Source organism: Tessaracoccus sp. OS52, assembly GCF_020687685.1.
Lineage (GTDB): Bacteria > Actinomycetota > Actinomycetes > Propionibacteriales > Propionibacteriaceae > Arachnia.
Genome location: NZ_JAJEWM010000001.1, coordinates 1139597 through 1161999, shown reverse-complemented (window position 1 = coordinate 1161999; position 22403 = coordinate 1139597). Strand labels below are relative to the sequence as shown.

22 protein-coding genes and 4 tRNA genes are annotated in these 22403 nt (G+C 67.2%); 11 read left to right on the top strand and 15 right to left on the bottom strand.

The features are described from left to right. Window positions 1-24 precede the first annotated feature (24 nt). From LKO27_RS05445 to LKO27_RS05430, 4 genes are read right to left on the bottom strand one after another with little or no spacing between them, the layout of a single operon-like run. A complete protein-coding gene (locus LKO27_RS05445; RefSeq protein WP_227735930.1) occupies window positions 25-561 on the bottom strand; it encodes an HIT domain-containing protein in 537 nt (178 codons plus the stop codon). Continuing rightward, window positions 554-2590 (bottom strand): threonine--tRNA ligase, encoded by a 2037-nt coding sequence (gene thrS / locus LKO27_RS05440; protein WP_227735928.1) that lies wholly within the window; start codon window positions 2588-2590, stop codon window positions 554-556. Before thrS ends, LKO27_RS05445 begins: the two co-directional genes overlap by 8 nt. Window positions 2591-2627: 37 nt before the next feature. Beyond that, entirely contained in the window at window positions 2628-3485 is an 858-nt protein-coding gene (locus LKO27_RS05435) for an EamA family transporter (protein ID WP_227735926.1), read from the bottom strand. Between the two features lie 49 nt (window positions 3486-3534). Then, the gene (locus LKO27_RS05430; RefSeq protein ID WP_227735924.1) at window positions 3535-3822 is read right to left on the bottom strand and encodes a GNAT family N-acetyltransferase; all 288 of its coding nucleotides are present in this window, start codon (window positions 3820-3822) and stop codon (window positions 3535-3537) included. 254 nt (window positions 3823-4076) lie between these two features. Here LKO27_RS05430 and LKO27_RS05425 point away from each other — a divergent pair, with 254 nt between their 5' ends. Beyond that, entirely contained in the window at window positions 4077-4919 is an 843-nt protein-coding gene (locus LKO27_RS05425; protein WP_227735921.1) for a hypothetical protein, read from the top strand. Between the two features lie 73 nt (window positions 4920-4992). Here the strand turns inward: LKO27_RS05425 and LKO27_RS05420 are convergent, their stop codons facing one another. Next, window positions 4993-6237: a M14 family zinc carboxypeptidase gene (locus tag LKO27_RS05420; protein ID WP_227735920.1), complete on the bottom strand. Its 1245-nt coding sequence runs from the start codon at window positions 6235-6237 to the stop codon at window positions 4993-4995. 118 nt (window positions 6238-6355) lie between these two features. Here LKO27_RS05420 and nhaA point away from each other — a divergent pair, with 118 nt between their 5' ends. Then, entirely contained in the window at window positions 6356-8212 is a 1857-nt protein-coding gene (gene nhaA, locus LKO27_RS05415) for a Na+/H+ antiporter NhaA (protein ID WP_227735918.1), read from the top strand. A gap of 7 nt (window positions 8213-8219) precedes the next feature. Here the strand turns inward: nhaA and LKO27_RS05410 are convergent, their stop codons facing one another. The 3 genes from LKO27_RS05410 to LKO27_RS05400 form a co-directional block, all read right to left on the bottom strand. Further along, window positions 8220-9503: a class I SAM-dependent methyltransferase gene (locus LKO27_RS05410; protein WP_227735916.1), complete on the bottom strand. Its 1284-nt coding sequence runs from the start codon at window positions 9501-9503 to the stop codon at window positions 8220-8222. Continuing rightward, complete coding sequence (locus LKO27_RS05405) at window positions 9500-10885, bottom strand: FAD-binding oxidoreductase (RefSeq protein WP_227735914.1); 1386 nt, start codon at window positions 10883-10885, stop codon at window positions 9500-9502. Before LKO27_RS05405 ends, LKO27_RS05410 begins: the two co-directional genes overlap by 4 nt. A gap of 72 nt (window positions 10886-10957) precedes the next feature. Next, window positions 10958-12232 carry an MFS transporter gene (locus LKO27_RS05400; protein WP_227735912.1) on the bottom strand — a complete coding sequence of 425 codons (1275 nt, stop codon included), beginning with the start codon at window positions 12230-12232 and terminating at the stop codon, window positions 10958-10960. Window positions 12233-12338: 106 nt separating this feature from the next. Here LKO27_RS05400 and LKO27_RS05395 point away from each other — a divergent pair, with 106 nt between their 5' ends. From LKO27_RS05395 to LKO27_RS05385, 3 genes are all read left to right on the top strand, one after another. Next, on the top strand, window positions 12339-12983 hold the full coding sequence (locus LKO27_RS05395; protein WP_227735910.1) for a dihydrofolate reductase family protein: 645 nt from the start codon (window positions 12339-12341) through the stop codon (window positions 12981-12983). 52 nt (window positions 12984-13035) lie between these two features. Continuing rightward, window positions 13036-13791, top strand: a complete 756-nt coding sequence (locus LKO27_RS05390; RefSeq protein WP_227735908.1) for an MOSC N-terminal beta barrel domain-containing protein — start codon at window positions 13036-13038, stop codon at window positions 13789-13791. Between the two features lie 104 nt (window positions 13792-13895). Then, entirely contained in the window at window positions 13896-14324 is a 429-nt protein-coding gene (locus LKO27_RS05385) for a VOC family protein (protein WP_227735906.1), read from the top strand. On the opposite strand, the gene LKO27_RS05380 is transcribed toward LKO27_RS05385, so the two are convergent. Next, the gene (locus LKO27_RS05380; RefSeq protein ID WP_227735904.1) at window positions 14258-15238 is read right to left on the bottom strand and encodes an alpha/beta hydrolase; all 981 of its coding nucleotides are present in this window, start codon (window positions 15236-15238) and stop codon (window positions 14258-14260) included. The genes LKO27_RS05385 and LKO27_RS05380 overlap by 67 nt on opposite strands. 124 nt (window positions 15239-15362) lie before the next feature. On the opposite strand from LKO27_RS05380, the gene LKO27_RS05375 reads away from it, so the two are divergent. Next, window positions 15363-16043, top strand: coding sequence for a Type 1 glutamine amidotransferase-like domain-containing protein (locus LKO27_RS05375; RefSeq protein WP_227735902.1), 681 nt, complete (start codon window positions 15363-15365; stop codon window positions 16041-16043). 49 nt (window positions 16044-16092) lie between these two features. Here LKO27_RS05375 and LKO27_RS05370 read toward each other — a convergent pair whose 3' ends face one another. Continuing rightward, complete coding sequence (locus tag LKO27_RS05370; protein ID WP_227735901.1) at window positions 16093-16467, bottom strand: DUF1304 domain-containing protein; 375 nt, start codon at window positions 16465-16467, stop codon at window positions 16093-16095. A gap of 264 nt (window positions 16468-16731) precedes the next feature. On the opposite strand from LKO27_RS05370, the gene LKO27_RS05365 reads away from it, so the two are divergent. Further along, window positions 16732-17070 (top strand): 4a-hydroxytetrahydrobiopterin dehydratase, encoded by a 339-nt coding sequence (locus LKO27_RS05365; protein ID WP_227735899.1) that lies wholly within the window; start codon window positions 16732-16734, stop codon window positions 17068-17070. An 88-nt stretch (window positions 17071-17158) separates the two neighbouring features. On the opposite strand, the gene LKO27_RS05360 is transcribed toward LKO27_RS05365, so the two are convergent. Beyond that, entirely contained in the window at window positions 17159-18082 is a 924-nt protein-coding gene (locus LKO27_RS05360) for an aminoglycoside phosphotransferase family protein (RefSeq protein WP_227735898.1), read from the bottom strand. Window positions 18083-18341: 259 nt separating this feature from the next. On the opposite strand from LKO27_RS05360, the gene LKO27_RS05355 reads away from it, so the two are divergent. After that, complete coding sequence (locus LKO27_RS05355) at window positions 18342-19265, top strand: S9 family peptidase (RefSeq protein WP_227735896.1); 924 nt, start codon at window positions 18342-18344, stop codon at window positions 19263-19265. Between the two features lie 98 nt (window positions 19266-19363). On the opposite strand, the gene LKO27_RS05350 is transcribed toward LKO27_RS05355, so the two are convergent. From LKO27_RS05350 to LKO27_RS05340, 3 genes are all read right to left on the bottom strand, one after another. Further along, a tRNA-Val gene (locus LKO27_RS05350) sits at window positions 19364-19435 on the bottom strand. A 1-nt stretch (window position 19436) separates the two neighbouring features. After that, window positions 19437-19507: transfer RNA gene (locus LKO27_RS05345), tRNA-Cys, on the bottom strand. A 45-nt stretch (window positions 19508-19552) separates the two neighbouring features. Next, window positions 19553-19625 (bottom strand) — tRNA-Gly (locus LKO27_RS05340). Window positions 19626-19823: 198 nt separating this feature from the next. Here LKO27_RS05340 and LKO27_RS05335 point away from each other — a divergent pair. Together LKO27_RS05335 and LKO27_RS05330 are read left to right on the top strand one after the other, a co-directional pair. Next, window positions 19824-19895: transfer RNA gene (locus LKO27_RS05335), tRNA-Val, on the top strand. A gap of 146 nt (window positions 19896-20041) precedes the next feature. Beyond that, window positions 20042-20815, top strand: a complete 774-nt coding sequence (locus tag LKO27_RS05330; protein WP_227735893.1) for a CbiX/SirB N-terminal domain-containing protein — start codon at window positions 20042-20044, stop codon at window positions 20813-20815. A 9-nt stretch (window positions 20816-20824) separates the two neighbouring features. Here the strand turns inward: LKO27_RS05330 and LKO27_RS05325 are convergent, their stop codons facing one another. Continuing rightward, window positions 20825-21889 (bottom strand): DNA polymerase domain-containing protein, encoded by a 1065-nt coding sequence (locus tag LKO27_RS05325; RefSeq protein ID WP_227735891.1) that lies wholly within the window; start codon window positions 21887-21889, stop codon window positions 20825-20827. A 62-nt stretch (window positions 21890-21951) separates the two neighbouring features. Between LKO27_RS05325 and msrB the strand changes: the two genes are divergently transcribed. After that, complete coding sequence (gene msrB, locus LKO27_RS05320; protein WP_227735889.1) at window positions 21952-22380, top strand: peptide-methionine (R)-S-oxide reductase MsrB; 429 nt, start codon at window positions 21952-21954, stop codon at window positions 22378-22380. Window positions 22381-22403 lie beyond the last annotated feature (23 nt).

Here is a 22403-nt window from a genome sequence, read left to right as displayed (position 1 = left end):
AGGCCTCCGCGCGTGGGCACTGGCTCACCTCTCCCAGGCCGCTGCCAACTGGGAGCGGGCGTCGTCCAGCAGTTGCGGCAGCGCACGCGTGCGGCCGACGACGGGCATGAAGTTCATGTCACCGCTCCAGCGCGGGACGACGTGCTGGTGCAGGTGCATGGCGATCCCGGCGCCTGCCACCTCACCCTGGTTCATGCCGAGGTTGAAGCCGTCCGGCCCACTGACCCGGCGCAGCACGCGCATCGCCTGCTGGGTGAGCTCCGCCACTTCCCTGGTCTCGTCGACGGTGAGGTCGGTGTAGTCCGAGACGTGCCGGTAGGGGCACACCAGCAGGTGACCCGGTGAGTACGGGAACAGGTTCATCACCACGTAGGCGTGTTCGCCGCGCGCCACGACCAGCCCCTCCGCGTCGCCGCGGGTCGGCGAGGAGCAGAAGGGGCAGTCACCCTCCCCCGACGGCTTGCCCTCGCCCTGTATGTAGACCATCCGGTGCGGGGTCCACAGCCGCTGGAAGGCGTCCGGGACCCCAGCGAAATTCGCGGACGACTCGGGTTCAGCCATCCTGCGGGTCCGTCTCCCCCGCGCTCGGGGCTGCGTTGGAGCGCGAGCGCACGAAGTCGACGATCTCGGCCACGGCATCAGCCGCGGGCACGCCGTTGCGCTGGGAGCCGTCACGGTAGCGGAAGGACACCGCACCGGCGTCGCGGTCCTCTCCTCCGGCGATCAGCATGAACGGCACCTTCAGCTTCTGCGCGTTGCGGATCTTCTTGCCGAAGCGGTCGTCGGAGGAGTCGAGTTCCGCCCGGATGCCCTGCGCCCTGAGCTGGTCCATGATTCCGCCGAGGTACTCGTCGAACTCGGCTGCGACCGGGATGCCCAGCACCTGGGTCGGGGCGAGCCAGGCGGGGAAGGCGCCGGCGTAGTGCTCGGTGAGAACGCCGAAGAACCGCTCGATGGAGCCGAACAGTGCCCGGTGGATCATGACGGGGCGCTGGCGCGTGCCGTCGGATGCCTGGTACTCGAGCTTGAACAGCTCAGGCAGGAAGAAGTCGAGCTGGATCGTCGAGAGCTGCCAGGTGCGGCCGATCGCGTCCTTGGCCTGGACCGAGATCTTGGGGCCGTAGAACGCCGCGCCGCCTGGGTCGGGCACGAGCGCCAGGCCTGATGCCTCCGCCACCTCCGCGAGCGTTTGGGTGGCCTCCGCCCAGGTCTCCTCGTCGCCCACCGACTTCTCCGGGTCGCGGGTGGACAGCTCAAGGTAGAACTCGTCGAGGCCGTAGTCCTTGAGCAGTTCCAGCACGAAGCTGAGCAGCGAGGTGAGCTCATCCTTCATCTGGTCGCGGGCGCAGTAGATGTGGGCGTCGTCCTGGGTGAACCCGCGGGCGCGGGTGAGGCCGTGGACCACCCCCGACTTCTCGTAGCGGTAGACGGTCCCGAACTCGAACAGGCGCAGCGGCAACTCTCGGTAGGAACGTCCCCTGCTGGCGAAGACCAGGTTGTGCATCGGGCAGTTCATCGGCTTGAGGTAGTAGTCGGCGCCCTGCTTGGTGATGTTGCCTTCGGCGTCGCGCTCCTCGTCCAGGTGCATGGGCGGGTACATGCCGTCGGCGTACCACTCCAGGTGCCTGGAGGTCTCGAACAGGTTCGCCTTGGTGATGTGTGGCGTGCTGACGAAGGAGTACCCGGCCTCGACGTGGCGGCGTCGGCTGTAGTCCTCCATCTCCATCTTCACGGTGGCGCCCTTGGGATGGAACACCGGGAGACCGGAGCCGATCTCGTCGGGGAAGCTGAACAGGTCCAGCTCCGCACCGAGCTTGCGGTGGTCGCGCAGCGCGGCCTCTGCCATCCGCGTCTGGTAGGCCTTCAGGTCCTCCTTGGTGGCCCACGCCGTGCCGTAGACGCGCTGCAGGCCGGCGTTGCGCTGGTCCCCGCGCCAGTAAGCGGCCGAGACCTTCGTGAGGGCGACGGCCTGGATGTAGCCGGTGTGCGGCACATGGGGGCCACGGCACAAGTCCTTCCAGGCGACGCTGCCGTCGCGGCGGACGTTGTCATAGATGGTCAACTCACCCGTACCGACCTCGACCGAGGAGCCGTCGTCGGCCGACGCACTTCCCTTGTCGGCGATCAACTCGAGCTTGAACGGCTCCGTCGCCAGCTCATCGCGCGCCTCGTCGTCGGAGACGGCCCGACGCACGAACCGCTGCTTCTCCCGCACGATCTGGCCCATCTGCTTCTCGATGGCCTTCAGATCTTCCGGGGTAAGCGGAGCGGTGTCGAAGTCGTAGTAGAAACCGTCGACGATCGGCGGTCCGATCCCCAGCTTCGCCTCCGAGAAAAGGTTCTGCACGGCCTGGGCGGTGACGTGGGCGGCCGAGTGGCGCAGGATGGACAGGCCCTCGGGGCTGTCCATCCCGACGGGCTCGACGACGTCGCCGTCGGAAAGCTCCCGCTGGAGGTCGAGCACCTGCTCCCCCACGCGCATTGCGACGACGGTCCTGTCGGCGCCGAAGAGGTCGAGCCCGGTGGTCGTGGTGGTCAGCTCAACCTGTTCCGCTCGGTCTGGGTGGCGGACGGTGATGACTCCACTCATCGGTACTCCTCGGGTGCGTCGTGGACGGTTACGGGTTTCATTGTGCCGCACTTGCAGCCGTGCTCGCCCCGGCCCCGTCGCCGCGCAGCCGCGCCGACCAGGTGGCGCCCATGGAGGCAGCAACGACGCAGGCCATCGCAACCCACTCCTGCCAGCCGAGCAGCTCGCCGACGATCAGCCACGCCAGCAGGGCGGCTGCCCCGGGCTCCAGACTCATGAGGATGCTGAAGGTGGACGACCTGATGCTCCGCCGGGCGTGCATCTCAAGTCCGTAAGGGATGACCGTGGCCAGCAGGGCAACCAGCGCCCCCAGTCCGAGCACCTCCCAACGGGACAACTCCGGACCTGAGAACATCAGACCCGGCCCCAGCAGCGCGACGGTGGCCAACCCGCTGGCGACCGTCACGCCACTCGCCCCGCTCCAGCGTCGTCCAACGGGACCGGCAAGCAGGATGTAGGCGGCCCAGAACCCACCGGCAGCCACCGCAAGCAGCATTCCCGCGAGATCCACGTCCGTCGGGAACGCGCCCAGAAGCGCCACTCCGACGGCGGCCAGCAGCACCCAACCGAAGTCGGCCAGCCGTCGCGCTCCCCTGAGTGCCAGGAGCAACGGACCGATGAATTCCAGCGTCACCGCCAAGCCGATGGGGATCCGCTCGATCGCGAGGTAGAACAGCAGGTTCATGGCCGCCAGGCTCAGTCCGTAGGCGGCCACGACGACCCAGTCGGCGCGTTCCCGGCCCCGGAGCCGAGGGGGCGATACCAACAGCAGCACCACCGTCGCGAACGCGGAGCGCAACAGCGTCACCCCGTAGGGGGTGGTGGCCTCGAACAGGACCTTCGCGAACGACGAACCCGTCTGCACGGAGACGATGGCGACCAGCACCAGCGCCACGGGACTGAGCCGTGGACGCTCCCTCAACACCGACGCGTCCGGCGCACGGTCAGTCAGCGGCGACGAGAGTGCCGTACTCCGGGTTGCGGTCGATGTGCTTCGCCACGAAGCCACACGTCGGGCGCACCAGAAGACCCGTGTCGCGAATGTCTGCCAGCGCGTAGTCGGCCAGCTTCTGGGCGTAGCCCTTTCCGCCGTGGGCCGGTTCCACCTCGGTGTGGACCAGGTCGATGACGTCGACGTCGCGCACGTAGTCGATGAAGCCGATGCGTTCCCCGTCGACGTGGACCTCGTAGCGGTTGTCGTCCTCGTTCTTGACCAGTTCAGTCTCTGACATGCGCCTCAGCCTACTGCGCGCGCGATCAACCAGGATGCGCGATGGGCAAGAAGCCCCTACCCGATGCTTTGCCACAACGGGTGATGGCTTACGATGAGCCAACGCAGTGCGCCAGTGGTGCCGGTGCCGTCGCTGGACCGGCTTGGGGGAACCGCACGCCTGTCGGTCCCCATCCCGGCTGTCCTCGCTTCCCCCGGCCCGTACACAACCGGAGCACCACCTTGTTGAGAAGATTCCCTGCCGTTCTGGCTGCCATGGTCATCCTCGCCGCTGGCCTCTTGGTGCCAAGCAATCCGGCTGCCGCTGCGGTGAACGTCTACACGACCCCGGGATATCACACCGTCAACGGACGTGACTGGCACACCACCTGTGCACCCTACGACGCGAACATCACCAGGTGCCGTGCAGACATCAAGTCCCGAGGGGTCTGGGTGTTCAACAACCTGACCTACCTAGCCACCGACCGGGCCAACTGGTTCGACAACAACCTGGCCAAGTCCGGGTTCTTCACGTCGGCCAACCGCAACTGGGTGACGTCCTGCAATGACTCCTGGACAGGTCCGAACGCATGCCGCTCGTTCATCTCCTCCGGGGGGAAGTGGGTCTTCAACAACCTCGTCTACTTCACTCCCGGCACCGCGAACAACCCGCCGGCGACCTTCGACCCAGCCACCGGCGTCCTTACCGTGGACGAACGCCTGTTCGCCTCGCCGGACTCCTTGAACCGCGGATACTCCACCGGGCTCCACCTCACCAACTACAACGTACAGGCGATCGCTCTCCACACGTGGACGACCTGGCCGCAGATCAAGACGATGTACGGGTGGCGGCAGGACGTCACCCCGGACCACCCAGCCGGCCGCGCCGTCGACATCATGATCCCCAACTGGAAGCTGGACGAAGGGAACCTCCTGGGATGGGAGATCGCAACCTACTACCGGGAGCACGCCGGCGAGTTCGGCATCAACTACATCATCTTCGACCAACAGATCTGGTCAGTTGGGCGTGACAAGGAGGGTTGGCGCCCAATGGCGGACCGGGGAGGCGCCACCGCCAATCACCTGGACCACGTCCACGTGAACACCTACGACGTCTGAGTCCTCCTCCGCTGTGGGTTCTTTGCTCCAGGCATGGGCCAACTTCCCCCACTGGAGCATCGGCCCCTGCGGATCAGTAGGTACCGCCGACGGCGCGCACCAGACCGTCGCGGGCGGTGATGGCGGAGTAGTGGTCGCTCACGTCGATCGGGTACTCGATGGTGATGGCCGCGCCCCTCGTGGTGGCGTTCACCCACTGCGTCATGGTCCCGCGGCAGTCGCCACCACAGTCGAGACTGCGGGAGGGCAGGCCCAGTTCCCTGACCAGGGCATCGTGGAGACCTCGGTCCTTGATCTTGTAGTTGTCGACGCCGGTGAGCGGCTGGTGGATCGAGACCATCTGCTGTGGTTGGACGGCTGCGATGAACTCGGACATCGCCTTCGACTCCGGCTCGCTGAGGGGTCCCGTGCCCGCGTAGTACCGGGTGCCCGGCTCGTTGGCCTCGTAGTTGATGGGCCAGTTGCGGTTCAGGTCAACGCCGTTGGCGTTCTGGCGCTTTCTGACAGCTGCGCCGTCGGGGTTCATGCTGGGGACCACCCACAGCTGGATGCCCTTGACTGATCGATGGTCGTTGATGATCCCCCAGGCGCTCAGCGTCCCGGCCGGCTCCTCGCCATGCATCTGGCCAAGGATCAGTGCCACCTTCGTGGCGCTCGGGTCGCCGACCTGGTAGGCCCAGATCTCGCGGCCCTGGACAGAATGGCCAATCAGCTGCCGCGACTCGTAGGGAACCGGTGCGACTCCCGGCTCCTGGATGACCCCTTCCGCGAACAGCACGATGTTGTTGAAAACCAGCTTCGTCTCCTGGACGAACCCGTGCCCCTGCCTCGCGACGACACTCGCCTCCGCCCAGGTGCGGCAACCGTTGCGCCCTGTCTCGGCGGTGTCACACTCGGTGCGCCACCGGCGGCCGTCGTCCGCCGTCCATTCCCTGTTCTCTGCCAGCGGGTTGCCGCTCCAGTTCTTGCGGGGTGACGCCAGATAGGTGAGGTTGTTGAACACGTACGCGGTGCGCTGGACGTAGCGGCCACCGGAGCGGACGACGGTGTCGGCCAGGATTTCGGTGCGGCAGCGCCACACCGTCGAGGAGTACTGCTCGCAGGCCGTCCGCCACTCCCGTCCGTTCACCGAGTGCTTGCCCGGAGTGGTGTAGACCCAGGAACCGTCGCTGGTGTCGGCCGTCGCGGGGACCGGACGCACCAGCCCCAGGGCGGCGATCACCAGCAGAGCGACCAGCAGCGCCAACGGGCGACGGGCTGCTCGACGAGATGCTCGGAGGGCATGGGCAGGAGCGGGTGGGGTGACTGTCTGTGGCACGCGCGCCAGCCTACGCAAGCTGCGGTCCACGTCGTAGGAGCGACATTCGCAGTCCTCCGACGCCGGACAGGGACCCGCACATGGGATATTGACGTCACCCACACCTCCAGGAGGATGAGTGAAGCTCAAGTCGGCCCAGACGGGACGAAGGTTCCTGATAGGACAACTCTCCGTACCCCTTCGTCGCTATGTGGCGACCGAGTCCGGGAGCGCCGCGCTGCTGGTGGGGGCGACAGTTCTGGCCCTGGGCTGGGCCAACTCGCCCTGGACCGGCCAGTACGCCCGGCTGTGGGAGACGGAGCTCGCCGTCGAGTTGGGCGAACTGGCCCTCCGCATGGACCTGTCTCACTGGATCAACGATGGCCTCATGGCAATGTTCTTCCTGGTCATCGGGCTCGAGGTCCGCCGGGACCTCGCCGTCGGGGAGCTCACCGACCGACGGCGACTCGTACTGCCTCTGGTCGCCGGGATCGGCGGCATGGTCGTGCCCGCTCTGCTGTACCTGCTCATCAACCCCGGCGGCGAGGCCGCGAACGGCTGGGGCGTGGTGATCGGCACCGACACCGCCTTCCTGCTCGGTGCCCTCGCGCTGGTGGGTCCCCGCACCTCCACGCAGTTGCGGGTGTTCCTGCTCACGCTGACCGTCGTCGATGACATCGTCGCGGTGAGCGTCATCGGGATCGTCTATTCCGACGATCTCGACGTCGGGGCACTGGTGGCGGCGGCGGTCTGTGTGCTGGTGCTGGTGGGTCTGGGCCGCGCCCGCGTCTGGCGCACCTGGCCCTACGTCGCCGCGATCCTCGCCCTTTGGCTCGCGACGTTGACCTCCGGGTTGCACGCCTCCGTCGCGGGCATGGTCGCGGGGTTGCTGGTGCCCGCCTACGAGCCACGCCGGACCGCGGTGGAGCACGCGGCCCGACGCGTCCACGCGTTCCGGCAGTCCCCGCTGGCCGACGTCGGCAGGTCTGCCCAGGAGGCCCTGATCCGCGCGGTCTCCGTGAACGAGCGGATGCAGTTGGTCCTGCACCCTTGGACAAGCTTCGTCGTGGTCCCGTTGTTCGCCCTGGCCAACGCCGGCGTGGACCTTCGGGGCGGAGTGCTGCAGGAAGCTCTGGGGTCCCCGGTCACGTGGGGCATCGTCGTGGGTCTGGTGGCCGGCAAGTTCCTCGGTATCGGAGGCTTCGCCCTGGTGGGCGCCCGCCTGGGGATCGGAAGACTGCCGCAAGGGGTGGGTCCGGGCCAGGTCCTCGGCGGTGCCGCGTTGTCAGGGATCGGGTTCACGGTGTCGTTGCTCATCGTGGGGCTGGCCTTCGGTCCGGAACTGCGCGAGGAGGCGACGGTGGGCGTCCTGCTCGCGCTCGTGTTCGCGACGGCGCTGGGCTGGCTGGTGTTCAAGCTGGCCGCAGTCCTGCACGGTGAGACGTCGGCGGGACTTCCCACCGTCCTCGATACGCCGGTGGATCCCGCGCGTGACCACATCCGGGGACGCCACGACGCACCCCTGACCCTGGTGGAGTACGCAGACTTCGAGTGTCCGTTCTGCGGCCGGGCGACCGGCGTCGTGAAAGAGGTGCGCGAGCACTTCGGCGACGAATTGCGCTACGTGATGCGCCACCTCCCCCTCCCGGACGTGCACCCGCAGGCCGAACTCGCGGCCGCGGCGGCGGAGGCCGCCGCTGCGCAGGGACGGTTCTGGGAGATGCACGACCTGCTCTTCGAGCACCAGGATCAGCTCGAGCTGGAGGACCTGGCCGGGTACGCCGGGGACCTCGGCCTGGACATCGAGGAGTTCCTGCGCGACGTCCATGAACTGGCCCACGCCGTGCGTATCCGCGACGACGTCCAGAGCGCCGAGGCCAGCGGTGCACGGGGCACACCGACGTTCTTCGTCGGCGACCAACGCCACCTCGGCCCTTACGACGCCCAGACGCTGATCGCCGAACTCGAGCAGAGCCGGACCGTCAACGAGCGCTGAGCGGCGCTCACCAACTGGGCCGCAGCGGGAATCCGTTGGAGCCTTCGTCGGAGGCCTTCACGGCGAGAACGTGGTGGAGTTGCACGTGGTTGCGCTCGAAATTGAGCCGCGAGCCGGCCATGTAGAGGCCCCACGTGCGCGCCGTCGGCTCCCCGGCAGCGGCCACGCACTCGTCCCAGTGGTCGACGAGGTTACGGCACCAGGAGGTGAGGGTGCGGGCGTAGTGCATGCGGAAGTTCTCTTCGTGCATGACCTCCAGACCCGCGTCCTGAGCCTCCTTGATGATGGTGCCGGAGCCTGTCAGTTCGCCGTCTGGGAACACGTAGCGGTCCATGAACGGCCCCATGTCGGCGCGCCCGTTGTGGGCGACGGTGATGCAGTGGTTCAGCAACCGCCCCTCGGGACGGAGTCGGCTGCGCAGGAAGGTGAAGTACGCGGGGTAGTTCCGCAAGCCGATGTGCTCTGTGAGCCCGATCGAGCTGACGGCGTCGAAGCCCGCCTCGGTGATGTCGCGGTAGTCGCCGTGGCGGACCTCGGCGAGTCCGGCCAGCCCCTCGCGGGCGATGGCCTCGGCGGCCCAGACCGCCTGCTGGCGGGACAGGGTGACCCCGAGCGCCTTGACGCCGTAGTGCGTGGCCGCGTGGCGGACCATACCACCCCAGCCGCATCCGACGTCCAGCAGCCGCATCCCGGGTTTCAGCGCCAGCTTGCGGCAGATCAGGTCGTACTTCTCGGCCTGGGCCTCTTCGAGCGTGGCCTCCTCATGCGGGTACACGGCGCAGGTGTAGGTCATCGAGGGGCCCAGGACGTGCTCGTAGAAGGTGTTGGACACGTCGTAATGGTGTGAGATCGCGGCGGCGTCGCGGGATCTCGAATGGCGCAGGCCGTGCGTGACGCGGCGCCAGGCGGGTGGGCGTTCCAGCGCCGGGGGTGGCGGTGGGCGCAGGCTGGCCAGGCCCAGACCCTGCATCAGCTCCAGAGCCTCGGAGGCTGCGGGCATTCGGAACTCCAACCGCCCTTGCACCAACTTGAGCAGTTCGTATGGGTCGCCCGGGTGGACGCCGCGCAGTTCAAGGTCACCAGACAGGTAGGCCCTGACCATGCCCAGTTCGCCGGGAGCGGTCAACAGAAACGCCAGACCCCGTCGGTTGCACAGCACGAGTTCGAGCGACGACTCGGGGGCCCCTGCCGTGCTGCCGTCATAGGCCGAGAAGCGCAGGGGCAGGCCGTCGCGCAGGAGTGAGTTGACCGCGTCGGCGACGGCGGTCCGCCTGGTCTGGATTGTGGTCATCTTCTACCCACCGCCTTTTCGTAGAGGCTGGTAAGCCGGTTGTCAGGGTCGTACCGCTGCTTCACGGCGGCCAGATTGGCGCCGCCGTAGAGCTCATCGAATGTGTCAGGGTCGTAGAACGCCTCGGAGTAGAGCGACTTGTGACCGCCCAGCTCGTGCACCTTGGCCTCGATCGCGCGGTTCCGCGGAGCACGGGAGGCCTCTGGCCCAACTGGGACGGCACCCCAGAAGCCGGCGTTTACGTAGGTGGTGCCGCTCTGCAGCGGGTAGGAGGGCCAGGGGCGCCCGCCCGACTGCTCGTCGGCCGTGGCTCTCAGCCGAAGCGGGCAGAGCCACACCGGACGCATGCCGACGGCGTCGTCGAACCAGGAGAGGAACTCCACGAGGCGATCCACCGGAACCTCGACGTCCTGGATCACGCGCTCGAGCCGCGGCCGCCCCCGCAGCGCGTCCAAGCGGTCGACCAGTCCGAGTCGCCGGTCCAGCCCGACCAAGCGGTGGTAGACGTCCGAGCGGCGCCATCGTCGCGGCCACAGCCTTCGCACGAAGGGATGTTGCACCCCGAAGGCGGCCGAACACCAGAACCAGTCGGTGTCCCAGCGCCACAGGTAGTCGTACATTCTCAGGTGGTCGATGCCGCGGGTGCGAATGGATCGGTAGTAGATCTCCTGGCCTGTGTAGTCGCTGGGCCCGGCCTGGGAACGCGCGGTCCAGGTGGCGAGGGTCAGGAAGTACTCCCCCGGTTCAAAGGCGACGCCGTCCAGGCCGTCCACCCGGATGCCTTCGTAGGCTCCCGTGGCCACGATCTGTGCGATCGTGGCCGCCAGCGCCGTCGCGTCGGTCAGGTGGAGGTGGCGGAGGTCGACGAAGGGCGGCACCTGCTCCAGCTCGATTCTGAGCCGCGTCGCGTAACCCAGCGAGCCGTAGGAGTTCGGGAAGGCGTCGAAGAGCTCGTCGCCGGGGCGCGTGGTCACCACCTCTCCTGCGCCCGTGAAAACGTCCATCTCCAGGACCGACTCGTGCGGCATACCGCTGCGGAAGCTCGTGGACTCTATGCCCAGGCCGCTGACCGCGCCACCCAGCGTGATGGTCCGAAGCTGCGGGACCACCAGCGGAATCAGACCGTGCGGCAGGGTCGCGTCGACCAGGTCCTCATAGGTGCACATGCCCTGGACCTCTGCGGTGCGCGTCTCGGGGTCGACCGCAAGCACGCCAGTGAGCCCGGAGACGTCGAGACCCGAGGCCGTCGAATGGCGGGGCCGGAAAAGATTCGACGTGGACTTCTTGAGGCGCACGGGCGCGTCGGCCGGGATCGCCTCGTAGGAGGCCCTCAGCCGTGCGATGGCCCGGTCGTGGTCGGTCCGGACACGTGACTGTGTCACCCCAACAACCTAACCCCCAATCCGTGCGCATGCGACGGGACGGACGGAAGAGGCCGGCTCGACGGCGGCAACTCAGGCCGGGGTGAGCTCCGCATCGTGGGTCTCGCCGTGGGTGGTGACCCAGAAGAAGCTGGCCACGACGAGCCCGAACAGCAGCAGCGACGACGTCAGCAGGAAGGGCCAGCTGCGGTCCATGCCCGAAAGCCAACCGCTGATCCAGCCGAAGGGTGCGGTGACCAGCATCACGCACGTGCGTTGGATGGCCATCACCCGCGACCGCTCGTTGCGGTCCACGTGCAGTGCCACCAGCGATTCGGCCAGCATGAACAGGATCCCGCCGCCGAAGGCGTCCAGCACCAGGCACACGGCGAGCAGGGCGTAGGTGGTTGCCGCGGCCGCGCCGTCGGGGGCAGGTATGCCGACCAGCAGCAACTGTCCGGCCAGGTAGACCACGAAGCCGATGAGGGTCGGCGCCTTGAGGTGGCGGGCGTGGGTGAGCAGCGGGATCAGGGTGAAGAAGAACAGCACCGACAGCAGCGAGCGCACCATTGGGAAGAACGGCAGCAACGCGTCGGGGACGCCCAGTCGCTGGCTGATGACGACCTGCCAGAACGTGCCGTTAACGAGGGCGACCGCTCCCACGACGGCGGAGATGACCAGCGCGAAGATCGTGCCCCTGGAGCGCACGATCAGGCCGAGCACGCCGCGGTACTCGGACAAGGACTTCCAGATGCTCACGCCGTGGGTTTCCGCCATCCGCACGCGACCCGTAGCGGTCTCCGTGGTGTAGCGGTAGAGCAGCCAGATCTTGACGCACATGATGAAGAAGGCGTTCAGGTAGAGGATCCTGACCGCCAGTTCCAATCCGAGGCTGGAGACGAGCAGCGCGGCGATCGGCGCGAACAGGGCGGAGAACTCGGCTGCCACCTTCACCAAGGAGTACACCTTGGGGATCTCGGCTCGGTCCACGTCCTCGACCAGCAGGCAGTCCCAGGAGTTCTGCGTCACCTGCCATGCGCCGTTGATCAAGGACGCGACGAGGAACCACCAGAAGTTCTGCGCGAAGGCCCAGATCACACACGGGATCACCCAGGCGATCACGTCGAAGACGGCCGTGGTCACGCGGCGCCCCAGCTTGTCGGTGATGACGCCGCTGAGCAGGCCGAAGACCACCTGCGAGAGCATCGAGATGGTGGCCAGCAGGCCGATCTGGGCGTCGCGAACGCCCAACGCCAGCATGAACACCGACGCGTAGGGCAGGACCAGCATCATTGAGAGCCCCCACATGGGCTCGGTGTAGATGGCCGCGCGGCCGTTCCCGCGCAGCCCGAGCAGGGTCACGATCATGGGGTTGCGTCCGCGTAGCACCGGATCAGTCAACCCCTGCCGGCACTTGTTGTCCAACCGGACAAACCCCTCCTGGCCCGGACCAGAAAGCCTCTGGACCGACGCGATGCCCGCGACTAGCGTGGGCATCGGAAGGGAGCACGACATGGGCATCCTGGCGGTGGACCTGTTCATCACGCTCGACGGTGTGTACCAAGCTCCGGGCGGTCCCGACGAGGACCCCAGCGGCGGCTTCGGGTTCGGCGGCTGGCAGGCGCCGTACTTCGACGAGGAGTCCGGGGCCATGATCGGCGCGGGCATCCAGCGGCTCGACGCCCTGCTACTCGGCCGGGTGACCTATGACATCTTCGCAAGCTACTGGCCCCACCAGAAGGACAACCCGATCGCCGAGAAGTTCAGCGCGGTGCCCAAGTTCGTCGTCTCCCGCACGATCAAGGACGCCTCGTGGGAGGGGACGAGCGTGGTCTCGGATGTCCCCGGCGAGATACCGTCCCTGAAGGAGAGGTTTGACGAGATCCACGTGATTGGCAGCGGTGCCCTGGCGAGAAGCCTTCTGGCCGCAGACCTGGTCGACAGGCTCAACCTGTACCTCTACCCCATCGCGTTCGGTGCAGGGAAGCGCCTGTTCGACGGTGCGGCACCCGCCGCGTTCCGCTTGGCCGAACCCCCCGTCGTCTTCCCGAAGGGCGCCATCTCGCTGGTCTACGAACGTGCGGGTATGCCCGTGACCGGGATCCCCATTGACGAGTGACCGACGCTCGGGCGGGTCCGCACCCACCACGGACTCGTGCAACAGTGTCGGGGTGCATGTCTCGAGAATCGGCTTCGCCACCCTGAAGGGTGTACGTCATGCGAGTCGGCAGTCCGTCGACCTGACCCTGGACGGACCGGTCGGGGACCGGATTTTCTGTCTGGTCGACCCTGCCCGCGGGCGGGTGCTGCGCACCATCGAGAACCCGACTCTCATGCAGACCGCGGCCACCTGGGACGGTGACCTCCTGACCGTGATGCTCCCGGATGCCACAGCCCAGGGCGCGCCCACCCTGACCGGCGACGTCCAGACGGTCGACTACTGGGGGCGCCCCGTGGCGCTCGAACTCGTCGACGGACCTTGGGCAGCTGCCTTTTCCGCCCACCTGGGCTACGACGTCGTGCTGGCTCGGGCCGGCAAGGGCGACGTCGTGTACGGCGCCAGCGTCAGCGTCATCACCACCGGTTCCCTCGATGAGTTGTCCCGGCGGGTGGGGACGCGCGTGCTGGAGGCACAGCTGCGCGCGACGTTCACCGTCGCCACGGATACGCCACACCTCGAGGACGACTGGGTCGGCCGTCGACTGAGTCTGGGCGAGACCGAGATCGAGGTGCGCAGCGCGATCGCCCGCTGCGCGGTGGTCGACCTGGACCCGGACAGTGGGATTCGTCGCACCGACGCGATGAAGGCGCTGGCGGAATACCGGCGGCAGCCGCACGGGCTCGTGTTCGGGGTGGACGCCGTCGTCACCAGACCCGGACGGGTCGACGTCGGTGACGCAGTGGAACTCATGGCCCCCGCGGACTGAGCCGACGACTCGTCGAAGTCGACGCCACCTCTGGCGGTTCATCGACCTCTGCCCAAGAATGGGTGCGCGAGCAAATCGTTTCGGAGCTACCAGGAGGAGTCACCATGGCACGGCTGGCAACCTACATCAGCTTTCCCGGCAACGCGCGCGAGGCGTTCACCTACTACCAGGAGGTGTTCGGCGGAGAACTCAACATCACTGGCTACGAAGGTATGGACACCTCCGGGTTTCCCTTCCAGCCTGCCCCCGACGCGGTGGGCCACGCGTCGCTCCTGTTGCCCGGTGGTGAACTCGCCGGCGGCGACGTCGTCGACGACAAGGAATACCCGATCCGGGACACCGCATACTCGCTGCTGTACACCCTTGACAATCCTGACGAGGCTCGGGCGCTCTTCGAGAGGTTGGTCGACGACGGAGGCTCCCAGGGCATGCCCTTCGACCTGGCACCTTGGGGCGATTGGTACGGTCAGGCCTTCGACCGTTTCGGCGTGATGTGGGCGTTCTCCGTCCCCTCGGGTGGCGCGAACAGCTGATCCGTGTTCGTCCACCTCGGCGTGGCCGGGGCCTCCAGCGAGCGGTTCAGGAAGTCAGACACGAGAGCTATGTATGCCGCCCTATCTGCGAAGTAGCCGCCACAGTGGTCCGCGCCGGCGAAAGATTTGAACTCAACTGGCCCCGGCACCGCAGCCTGGGCCAACTGCAGTGCGTGCTCATAGGGGATGATCCTGTCTTCGGTCCCATGCAGCAGCAGGAGTGGACGCGGCGAGATTGCGGCGACCATGTCAAGAGGGCGGACCTCGGCGAACGCATAGCCGTAGCGCAATCGGTTGACGAGATCGGCCACCGGGATGAGCGCCTCACTTGGCAGTCGGTATCGGCGATAGCCGGTGGCGACGACGTCGCTGAGCGTTGCGAAGGGTGAGTCGGCGACGAGAGCCTCGATCCGGGAGTCCTGCGCCGCAGTGAGGATGGCCGTGGAAGCTCCCATCGAGAACGAAACGACCGCGATGCGGGCATCCGGGCGGCGCTCGCAGACCAGGTCCAGAGCGGCACTGAGGTCCCGCTGCTCGTGGTGAGCCAAGGACTGCGGGCCGTCGCCGGAATCTCCATTCCCACGGAAATCGAAAAGCAGAACGCTGTAGCCGGCCCTCCAGAGACCTGAGCCGATCCCCAACATGTCCGCTTTGTTCCCCCGATGGCCATGGGCGCAGATGACTACGGTGGACGACGCAGGTCGGTCGAGCCACCAGCCAGCCAGCGGCACTCCGTCGGCTGCGGTGAATGCGACATCCTCCGACGGGACACCCACCTCGAACGGGGTGAAGGTGTAGTTCGGCCAGGGACGCCTCGGCCCGTTCAGAGTCCAGGCGGTGAACCCGGCGAGCGCGCCGACGCCGAGCGCGACGCCCATCGACACCCATCCGGCTGCACCCAACACCTTTTTCATCCGAATCCACCCTCTCGATGCCCACAAACCTAGTTCACCGCGCACCGACATGGTTGAGAGCGAGGTCAGGGCTACCTTGGTCGTCCCACATGCTGCAGGATGAATGCAAGCGAGAGGAAGCCCGGTGAAGTTACTCCTGACCTCCGGTGGCGTGACCAACGCCTCCATCCGCAGCGAATTGGTCGACCTTGTCGGCAAGCCGATCGATGAGTGCGACGCGCTCTTCATTCCCACAGCGCAGTGGGGCCACCCGATGTGTTCCCCGCAGACCGCATTGATGTCTGTGGCTGGCCGCACGCCAGGAACGCAAGACCTCGTCGAACTCGGGTGGAGGTCGGTCGGCCTCCTGGAACTCGCAGCGCTGCCGAGCATCGCCTCGGAGCGGTGGAAGCGCTGGATTCGCGATGCCGACGTGCTCCTTGTGGGTGGCGGGGAGGCGATGTACCTGGTGCACTGGATACGGGAGTCGGGTCTTGCCGACCTTCTGCCCGCGCTCGCGCAGACGGTCTGGGTCGGCGTCAGCGCAGGCAGCATGGCGCTGACGCCACGGGTAGGCACTGAGTTCGTGAGCTGGAACCCGCACGCTGGAGACGAAGCGCTCGGGCTCGTGGACTTCTCCCTGTTCCCGCACCTGGACTACCCGGGCTGGTCTTCGAACACGACGGCGAGCGCGCGACGGTGGGCGACGAAGATCGATGGGCCGGCGTATGCCATCGACGATCAGACCGCGATCGCCGTCGTGGACGGAGACGTGAGGATTGTCTCCGAAGGGAGCTGGGAGTCGTTCAACCTTGAGACTAGCTGACCAAGACGTCGCAGCTCCCCGCGGCCTCAATCCCAGGGTCATGTGGTCGCTAGACGAGCGCGGCGATAAGGGCGATGAGCGGCGGGCCGCTCTGACCGATCATGCTGCGCCAGAGCTTTCGGTTCGAGATGAACAAGACGATGCCGCATCCGGCCATGAAGGCACACCCGTAGACAACCAGAGCGCGGCCGACTTCGGTGTATCCGCCATAGTGAGCGATCAGACCCGCGGCCGGACCTGCGGCAAGGAAGAGGTTGTAGAAGCCTTGGTTGAAGGCCCACAGCCGCACGCCTTCCGACGGTTCGGGCCTCCCGAGCAAGAAGGTCTGCACGTCGGTGCGATGGAACAAGAAGCTCTCCAGGACGAAGGCCGTCACACCGAAGAGCACGGCGACAATCGCGAAGGCCTGAGTCACGATATTCATAGGCCATTCTGCATGATCCTCCAGGGCAGGTCCACCGCTCCGCGTTCAGCTGGAGGCACACACGGTCGGCGGGTATCCGCTCAAGTTGCGCGGCAATTGGCGAGGACTCAGCCGCTGGCCGAAGGGACTAACCGCCACCAGTCGCGGCGACGTAGCTGCGGTTCGACAAGTACGTAGGCGATGGGGATCCCATGCCCACAGCGATGCGCCAACAGCGGGGAACGTATCTGTCGCGGCGGCTGAATGCCGGATAGGGTCCCGAACATGGACATGCTGACCGGGAACGAGCTCGCCGAGGCAAAGCTGACCGACTGGCGCAAGCTGGCCCAGGGATTGCACGCCCGATATCTGGTAGACGACTTCAGCACGGGCGCCCGGTTCGTCGCCGCGGTGGGCGAGGCGGGCGATTCGCTCGGACACCACCCGAGCGTGTCGATGGGCAACGGGTACGTCGACCTCAAGCTGGTCAGTGCCGACGCCATCTACCGTGACGCTGAGGGCACCGAGCACGTCGTCGAATGGGTGACACAACGAGACCTCGACCTCGCGCGCAGGATCACCGAGATCGCCGCCGACCACAACCTCGACGCCGATCCAGCCTGAGTCCCAATCGACCAAGGGCTGAGGCCTCACCATCCGGGCGTGCCATGACGGATGAGGGATATCCCGGCGCGCCGAGGCCGGACAGGGTTCAGGACGGCTCCACCGCCTGCATCGCCTTGGCTATGGTGACGTTCCGGGTGATCCACTCGTGCGGCGTCCCGGCAGGTCCACCAGTAGGATCCGCTTCGCTCACTTGCCACGCCACGTTGATCATCGCGCGGACCACCACCCAGTCGCGGGCGCGACGCTCATCCAGGCCCGCGGTGTCCACGATCGTGTAGAACCGCTCACGGATCGCCTCCCCGGTGTTTCCCGTAACCTCGAGCTGGTCCCACCGGTTCCACAGCAGTGGTGCCGGCTCGTAGCACGGGTCGCCGTTGAGGCCCTTGGGGTCGATGGCGACCCACTCGCCGTCCCTGCCCATCACGTTGAGGTCGTGCAGGTCGCCATGCAGGACGTGGGTGCCGGGACCTGAGGCCAGTCGGCGTCCCGCCGTGATCGCCTGCTCGACGAGGCGGGGCGGGGCCGGGACGTCGCGGCGGAGTGCGGCGAGCGAGTCCAGCCAGCGGTTCACCAGCTGGTGGAGCTCCGGCAACTGCGGCGCGGCGGCACGGTGCAGGTGGCGGTACAGGCCGGCGACGATGCGCGTGGCCTCCTCGGCGTCGGGATGACTGCCGAGTTGCTCGTCGCACCATTCCAGCACCATCGCCCCGCGCTTCGGGTCGGCCCGCAGCAGACGGACGGTGTGGCGTCCACCCCAGAGCTGGAGGGTCGGGATCTCCCCGGCGTTGTCCGCCTCGACGAAGCCGACCTTCAGCGCCCTGCGGACTCCGTCGGCGTCGAGCACTGGCAGGACCAGCGCCGTGTGGCCCGCCAGGGCGGCGCCGTCGGGAGTGAGGTGCCATCGCTGCAGGAGGTCGGAGATCAAGCGTGGGAGTCCGTCCAGCCAAGCCGTCCAATCCGTCCCGAGCGCGCGTCGGGCGTCCAGTGCGGGCGGGATCGGGACTTGCACGCCACCACCCTACGGCGGCCCCCACGGTTCGAGTCCCCCTCGGCCCAACGGAAGTCGAGGGGCGCCGTCGGTTCATCCGCAGGACCTCGCAACATTCGACGACGCCCACGTCGGCCCGTACCGGATCGAAGCGGCCGACGGTACGCTGCTGGCCATCTCACGCTGAACGACTGCCCCCTCGCGCGAGGAAGCGGAACCGGACCCCGACGAAGGAGCCAGCATCAACAAGCACGACGACCCAGCCAGCCCTGGCGCGCAGTTGACCGGGCAGCAGGTGGCTGACCTGCTGGGTGCCACGATCCCGGATGCTGCAGGGGAAGCTACCTGGTCACCGGTCCAGTCACCGACGCCGACGGCTGACCTCTTCGAGGGTTCGGTCTGCAACCCCATCAACGGCATGGCCATCCCCTGCCTCCTGTACCGGCCCGCCAACGGGAACAGCCGGGGTGGGGTGGTGGCCATCCACCAGCACAACGACGAGTACGAGCTCGGCAAGAGCGAGCCCGCCGGCCTGTCGGGAAACCCCGACGCCGCCTATGGACGGACGATGGCCGAGAAGGGCTTCACCGTGATCATGCCGGATCTCGACTGCTTCGAGAGTCGCGCGGACCCGGCCGGCAATCACGCCAAGTACGAGCTCTCGCGCGCGCTCAACGCCGTCGCCCTCGGCCGGTCGCTCCATGCCGAGTATGTACAGGACGTGTTGGCCTGCGCCCGCTACCTGGAGGGGCTGAACGGGGTGACCGGCGTCGGCCTGATCGGGCACTCCCTCGGCGGGCAGATTGCGTTCCTGTGCCTGGCAATTGATCCCCGCATCGAGATGGGCGTGATCAGTTGCGGCTTGACGACGTTCGAGGCGTGCCGCAGCCACGACGTCGTGCACAATCCCGGCTGGTACATCCCCGGGCTCGAGGCCGAGGGCGGCTACGAGGCGATCGCGGCAGGCATACGGGGCAAACAGATCCTGGCCACCGCCGCGCAGGACGACGTGCCCTTCCCGGCCGAGGGCGCCAGACGCGTCCAACAAGCCTTCGCCGACGGTGTGCTGCACACCGTCTGGCGCGAAGGGCCCCACGACCTCACCCCGGACGCCCTGGCGCACATGACCGACTGGCTCGAAGCCGCGATCACCCGGCCACGGGTCGGTAGGCCGCCGAGAGTGGCCTCACCACGTACTGGTTGAGGCTGAGGGTTTTCGGCGGCTTCGATTGCGAGCTGCGGTCCGTGACGGCTGAAAGACCGTAGAAGCGACAAAACCCCTAGTCACCTAGGGGTTCTACGTGGGCGATGCCGGGTTTGAACCGGCGACCTCTTCCGTGTCAGGGAAGCGCGCTACCACTGCGCCAACCGCCCGAGGTGGAGACGGGATTTGAACCCGTGTACACGGATTTGCAGTCCGTTGCCTCGCCTCTCGGCCACTCCACCCGGTGGAGTTCAACTCCCCATGTGGGACTGGGAGAGGTTTCTCCGAGCGGACGACGAGATTCGAACTCGCGACCCTCACCTTGGCAAGGTGATGCTCTACCAACTGAGCCACGTCCGCATGCGCCGTTTCCGACGCGTGGAAAACCATAGCGCAGCATTCGGGAGGAAGCCAAATCATGCCTGATGGCGCGTTGCGACCGCGGTCACAGCGGCCCCCAGGACACCGGACCAGCTCTTCCGCGGCCGCACTGAGCCCCCTCGTCAACTGTTCCGGTTGGGAAACGGGCCCAAGTTGCGCTAAGCTCCCTAGCTGCACGGGCGATTGGCGCAGTGGTAGCGCGCTTCGTTCACACCGAAGAGGTCGGCGGTTCGAAACCGCCATCGCCCACCGCGCAGGAACCCCCTCAGGCCCTTGGCTTCCGAGGGGGTTTCGCGTTTCCCCTGACCGCAGCCGGGTTGCGCAATTCACCCCAACGTCCCAAAATGTGGGACAGAAGTCTTGACCAGCAGACCTGCCCGGGAGGAGATCAGCCAGTGGCTGCACCCGCGATCGTCCTAGTTGCCCTTGGCGACGAGGATCCAGCGGTCGGTGCGGCTCTCGGCTCGATCGCCCAGAAGCTGAGCGCCCTCCGGCCGGACCTCGACGTCAGCCTGGGCATGCTGGGTCCCGGCGGTCCGGGCGTAATCGAAGTGGTCCAGCGCCTCGCCGGGGAGGGCGCCGTCGAGATCGCGATCGTCCCCCTCGACCTGGTCTCGGCCGCGGACCACTCCCCCATCGTCAGCAAGGCCCGGGACGCCGTCGAGAGTCTCAACCGCAGCGTCAACGTCGTGATCTCCCGTCCCATCGGACCTGCCGCCGAATTGCTGAACGTGCTCGACGACAAGGTCCGCGAGGCCCTCCACCGAGCCAACGCCGTCGAGATCGACGCACTGGTCCTGGCAGCCCCCGAGGGCGGAGATGTGCGCGGCACGTCGCTCCTGGCCAGACGGGCCCGGCAATGGGCGGCGCACCACAAGCTACCCGTCCAGCTAGCGGTCAATGACACCACCGGCCGGGGTACCGCCACGGCCGTGGCCGCCCTCCGCGCGCAAGGGCGCCGCCACATCGCCGTCGGATCACTGTTCCTCACCCCCGGGCCGGTGTACCGGGCGCACCACCAAGCGGCTCTGCGGGCCGGTGCGCTCGCGGTGGGCGACCCGATAGGTGCGGATCCCCGGCTGGTGGAACTGACCCTGGCAAGGTACGCCTTCGCCGCCATGGACCTCCTCGACGCCGAGCCGCTCGAATCCCCTGACGAAGACGACTGAACGCGCCATTCACGATTCGGCGTCGTCCTCCGGCTTCCTCGCCCGGGACGGCTGAACCCGAATCGGTTCGCCCTCCATCTTGGGGTACTCCGGCGGATACGGCAGTTCCCCCTCGCCGTTTTCGGCGTCGCGCTCGTACCAGGCCAGAGCCACCGAGGCGTCCCCCGCAACGGTCTCGTAGTAGGGCGCCCACACGTCGCCCAGTTCTGCATACCGGGTCAGCATCGTCGGGACGGTGAACTGGTCCGGCGAGACCTCGCCGACCTCTTCCCACGCGAGGGGCGCGGAAACCCGTGCTTGGGGGACGGGGCGGATTGAGTAGGCCGAGGCCATCAGGCGGTCACGGGCCATCTGGTTGAAGTCGATGAAGATGCGCTCGCCGCGCTCCTCCTTCCACCAGTTCACCGTCACCTCGTCCGGCATCCGCCGGGCCAGCTCGCGTCCCAGCGCGATGGTGGCGTGCCTGGCGTCGATGAAGTCCAACGGCTCGATGGGGACGAACACATGCAATCCCCGACCGCCACTCGTCTTGGGAAACCCGGCCAGACCCGCCTCAGCCAGGACCTCCCGCAGCACCAGTGAGGCCTTGGCTGCGTCGGCGTAGTCGGTCCCCGGCTGCGGGTCGAGGTCGATGCGCAACTGGTCCACCGCATCGGGTGCCGACGCTCGCACAGGCCAGGCGTGGAACCGGAGAGTGCCCAGGTTCACCATCCACACGAGGGTCGCGACGTCCGCCGGCGCCACGGTCTCGGCGGTTCTGCCCGACGGGAACGTGATGGTGGCGCGCTGGACCCAGTCTGGCGCGCCCTTCGGAGTCCGCTTCTGGTAGAAGGCGTCACCGCGGTTGTCCTGACGCGTGGAGATGACCGCTCCCTCCACCACACCGCCGGGCCAGCGTTCCATCGTCGTGGGCCGGTCCTGCAGAGCCGCGATCATGCCGTCACCGACGGCGATCACGTACTCAGCAACGTCCCGCTTGGTCAGTCCCAGTTCCGGGAAGTACGGCTTGTCAGGGCTGGAGAGCCGCACCGCCCGCCCGTTGACCTCGAGTTCGATCGCATCGGATTTGGCCATGGGCGTAAGCGTAGTCAGGCCGTCGGACAACGCACCTAGACTGGAGCGAAAAGGAGGATCACATGACCACCGACGACATCTACGTCGCTCCGCTGTCCAAGCCCGACACGGCCTGGCGGGAGCAGTTGAACGATCTCGAGTACCACGTGCTCCGCCAGGGTGGCACCGAGCGCCCCTTCGTCGGCGAGTACACCGACACGGAAACAGAGGGTGTGTACGCGTGCAAAGGATGCGGCGCGGAACTGTTCCGCAGCGACCAGAAGTTCTCGTCTCACTGCGGTTGGCCAAGCTTCTTCGAGCCGCTCGCCGAGGACCGCGTCCGCTACCTGGAGGACAGGTCGCTGCCGGGTCCCCCGCGGGTCGAGGTCCGCTGCGCCACCTGCGACGGCCACCTGGGTCACGTGTTCAAGGGTGAGGGTTACGACACCCCCACGGACCTGCGCTACTGCATCAACTCGGTGAGCCTCACCCTGCAGCCGAAGGCGCATTAGCACGGGGCCCGTGCGGCGCGCCA

Coding starts and splice junctions, on each gene's coding strand:
- LKO27_RS05425 (WP_227735921.1), top strand. CDS start 4,077: ATGGTCATCCTCGCCGCTGGCCTCTTGGTGCCAAGCAATCCGGCTGCC.
- LKO27_RS05325 (WP_227735891.1), bottom strand. CDS start 21,889: ATGGCCAAATCCGATGCGATCGAACTCGAGGTCAACGGGCGGGCGGTG.
- thrS (WP_227735928.1), bottom strand. CDS start 2,590: ATGAGTGGAGTCATCACCGTCCGCCACCCAGACCGAGCGGAACAGGTT.
- LKO27_RS05430 (WP_227735924.1), bottom strand. CDS start 3,822: ATGTCAGAGACTGAACTGGTCAAGAACGAGGACGACAACCGCTACGAG.
- LKO27_RS05380 (WP_227735904.1), bottom strand. CDS start 15,238: ATGAAAAAGGTGTTGGGTGCAGCCGGATGGGTGTCGATGGGCGTCGCG.
- LKO27_RS05365 (WP_227735899.1), top strand. CDS start 16,732: ATGGACATGCTGACCGGGAACGAGCTCGCCGAGGCAAAGCTGACCGAC.
- LKO27_RS05385 (WP_227735906.1), top strand. CDS start 13,896: ATGGCACGGCTGGCAACCTACATCAGCTTTCCCGGCAACGCGCGCGAG.
- LKO27_RS05400 (WP_227735912.1), bottom strand. CDS start 12,232: ATGATCGTGACCCTGCTCGGGCTGCGCGGGAACGGCCGCGCGGCCATC.
- LKO27_RS05370 (WP_227735901.1), bottom strand. CDS start 16,467: ATGAATATCGTGACTCAGGCCTTCGCGATTGTCGCCGTGCTCTTCGGT.
- LKO27_RS05395 (WP_227735910.1), top strand. CDS start 12,339: ATGCCCGCGACTAGCGTGGGCATCGGAAGGGAGCACGACATGGGCATC.
- LKO27_RS05445 (WP_227735930.1), bottom strand. CDS start 561: ATGGCTGAACCCGAGTCGTCCGCGAATTTCGCTGGGGTCCCGGACGCC.
- msrB (WP_227735889.1), top strand. CDS start 21,952: ATGACCACCGACGACATCTACGTCGCTCCGCTGTCCAAGCCCGACACG.
- LKO27_RS05410 (WP_227735916.1), bottom strand. CDS start 9,503: ATGACCACAATCCAGACCAGGCGGACCGCCGTCGCCGACGCGGTCAAC.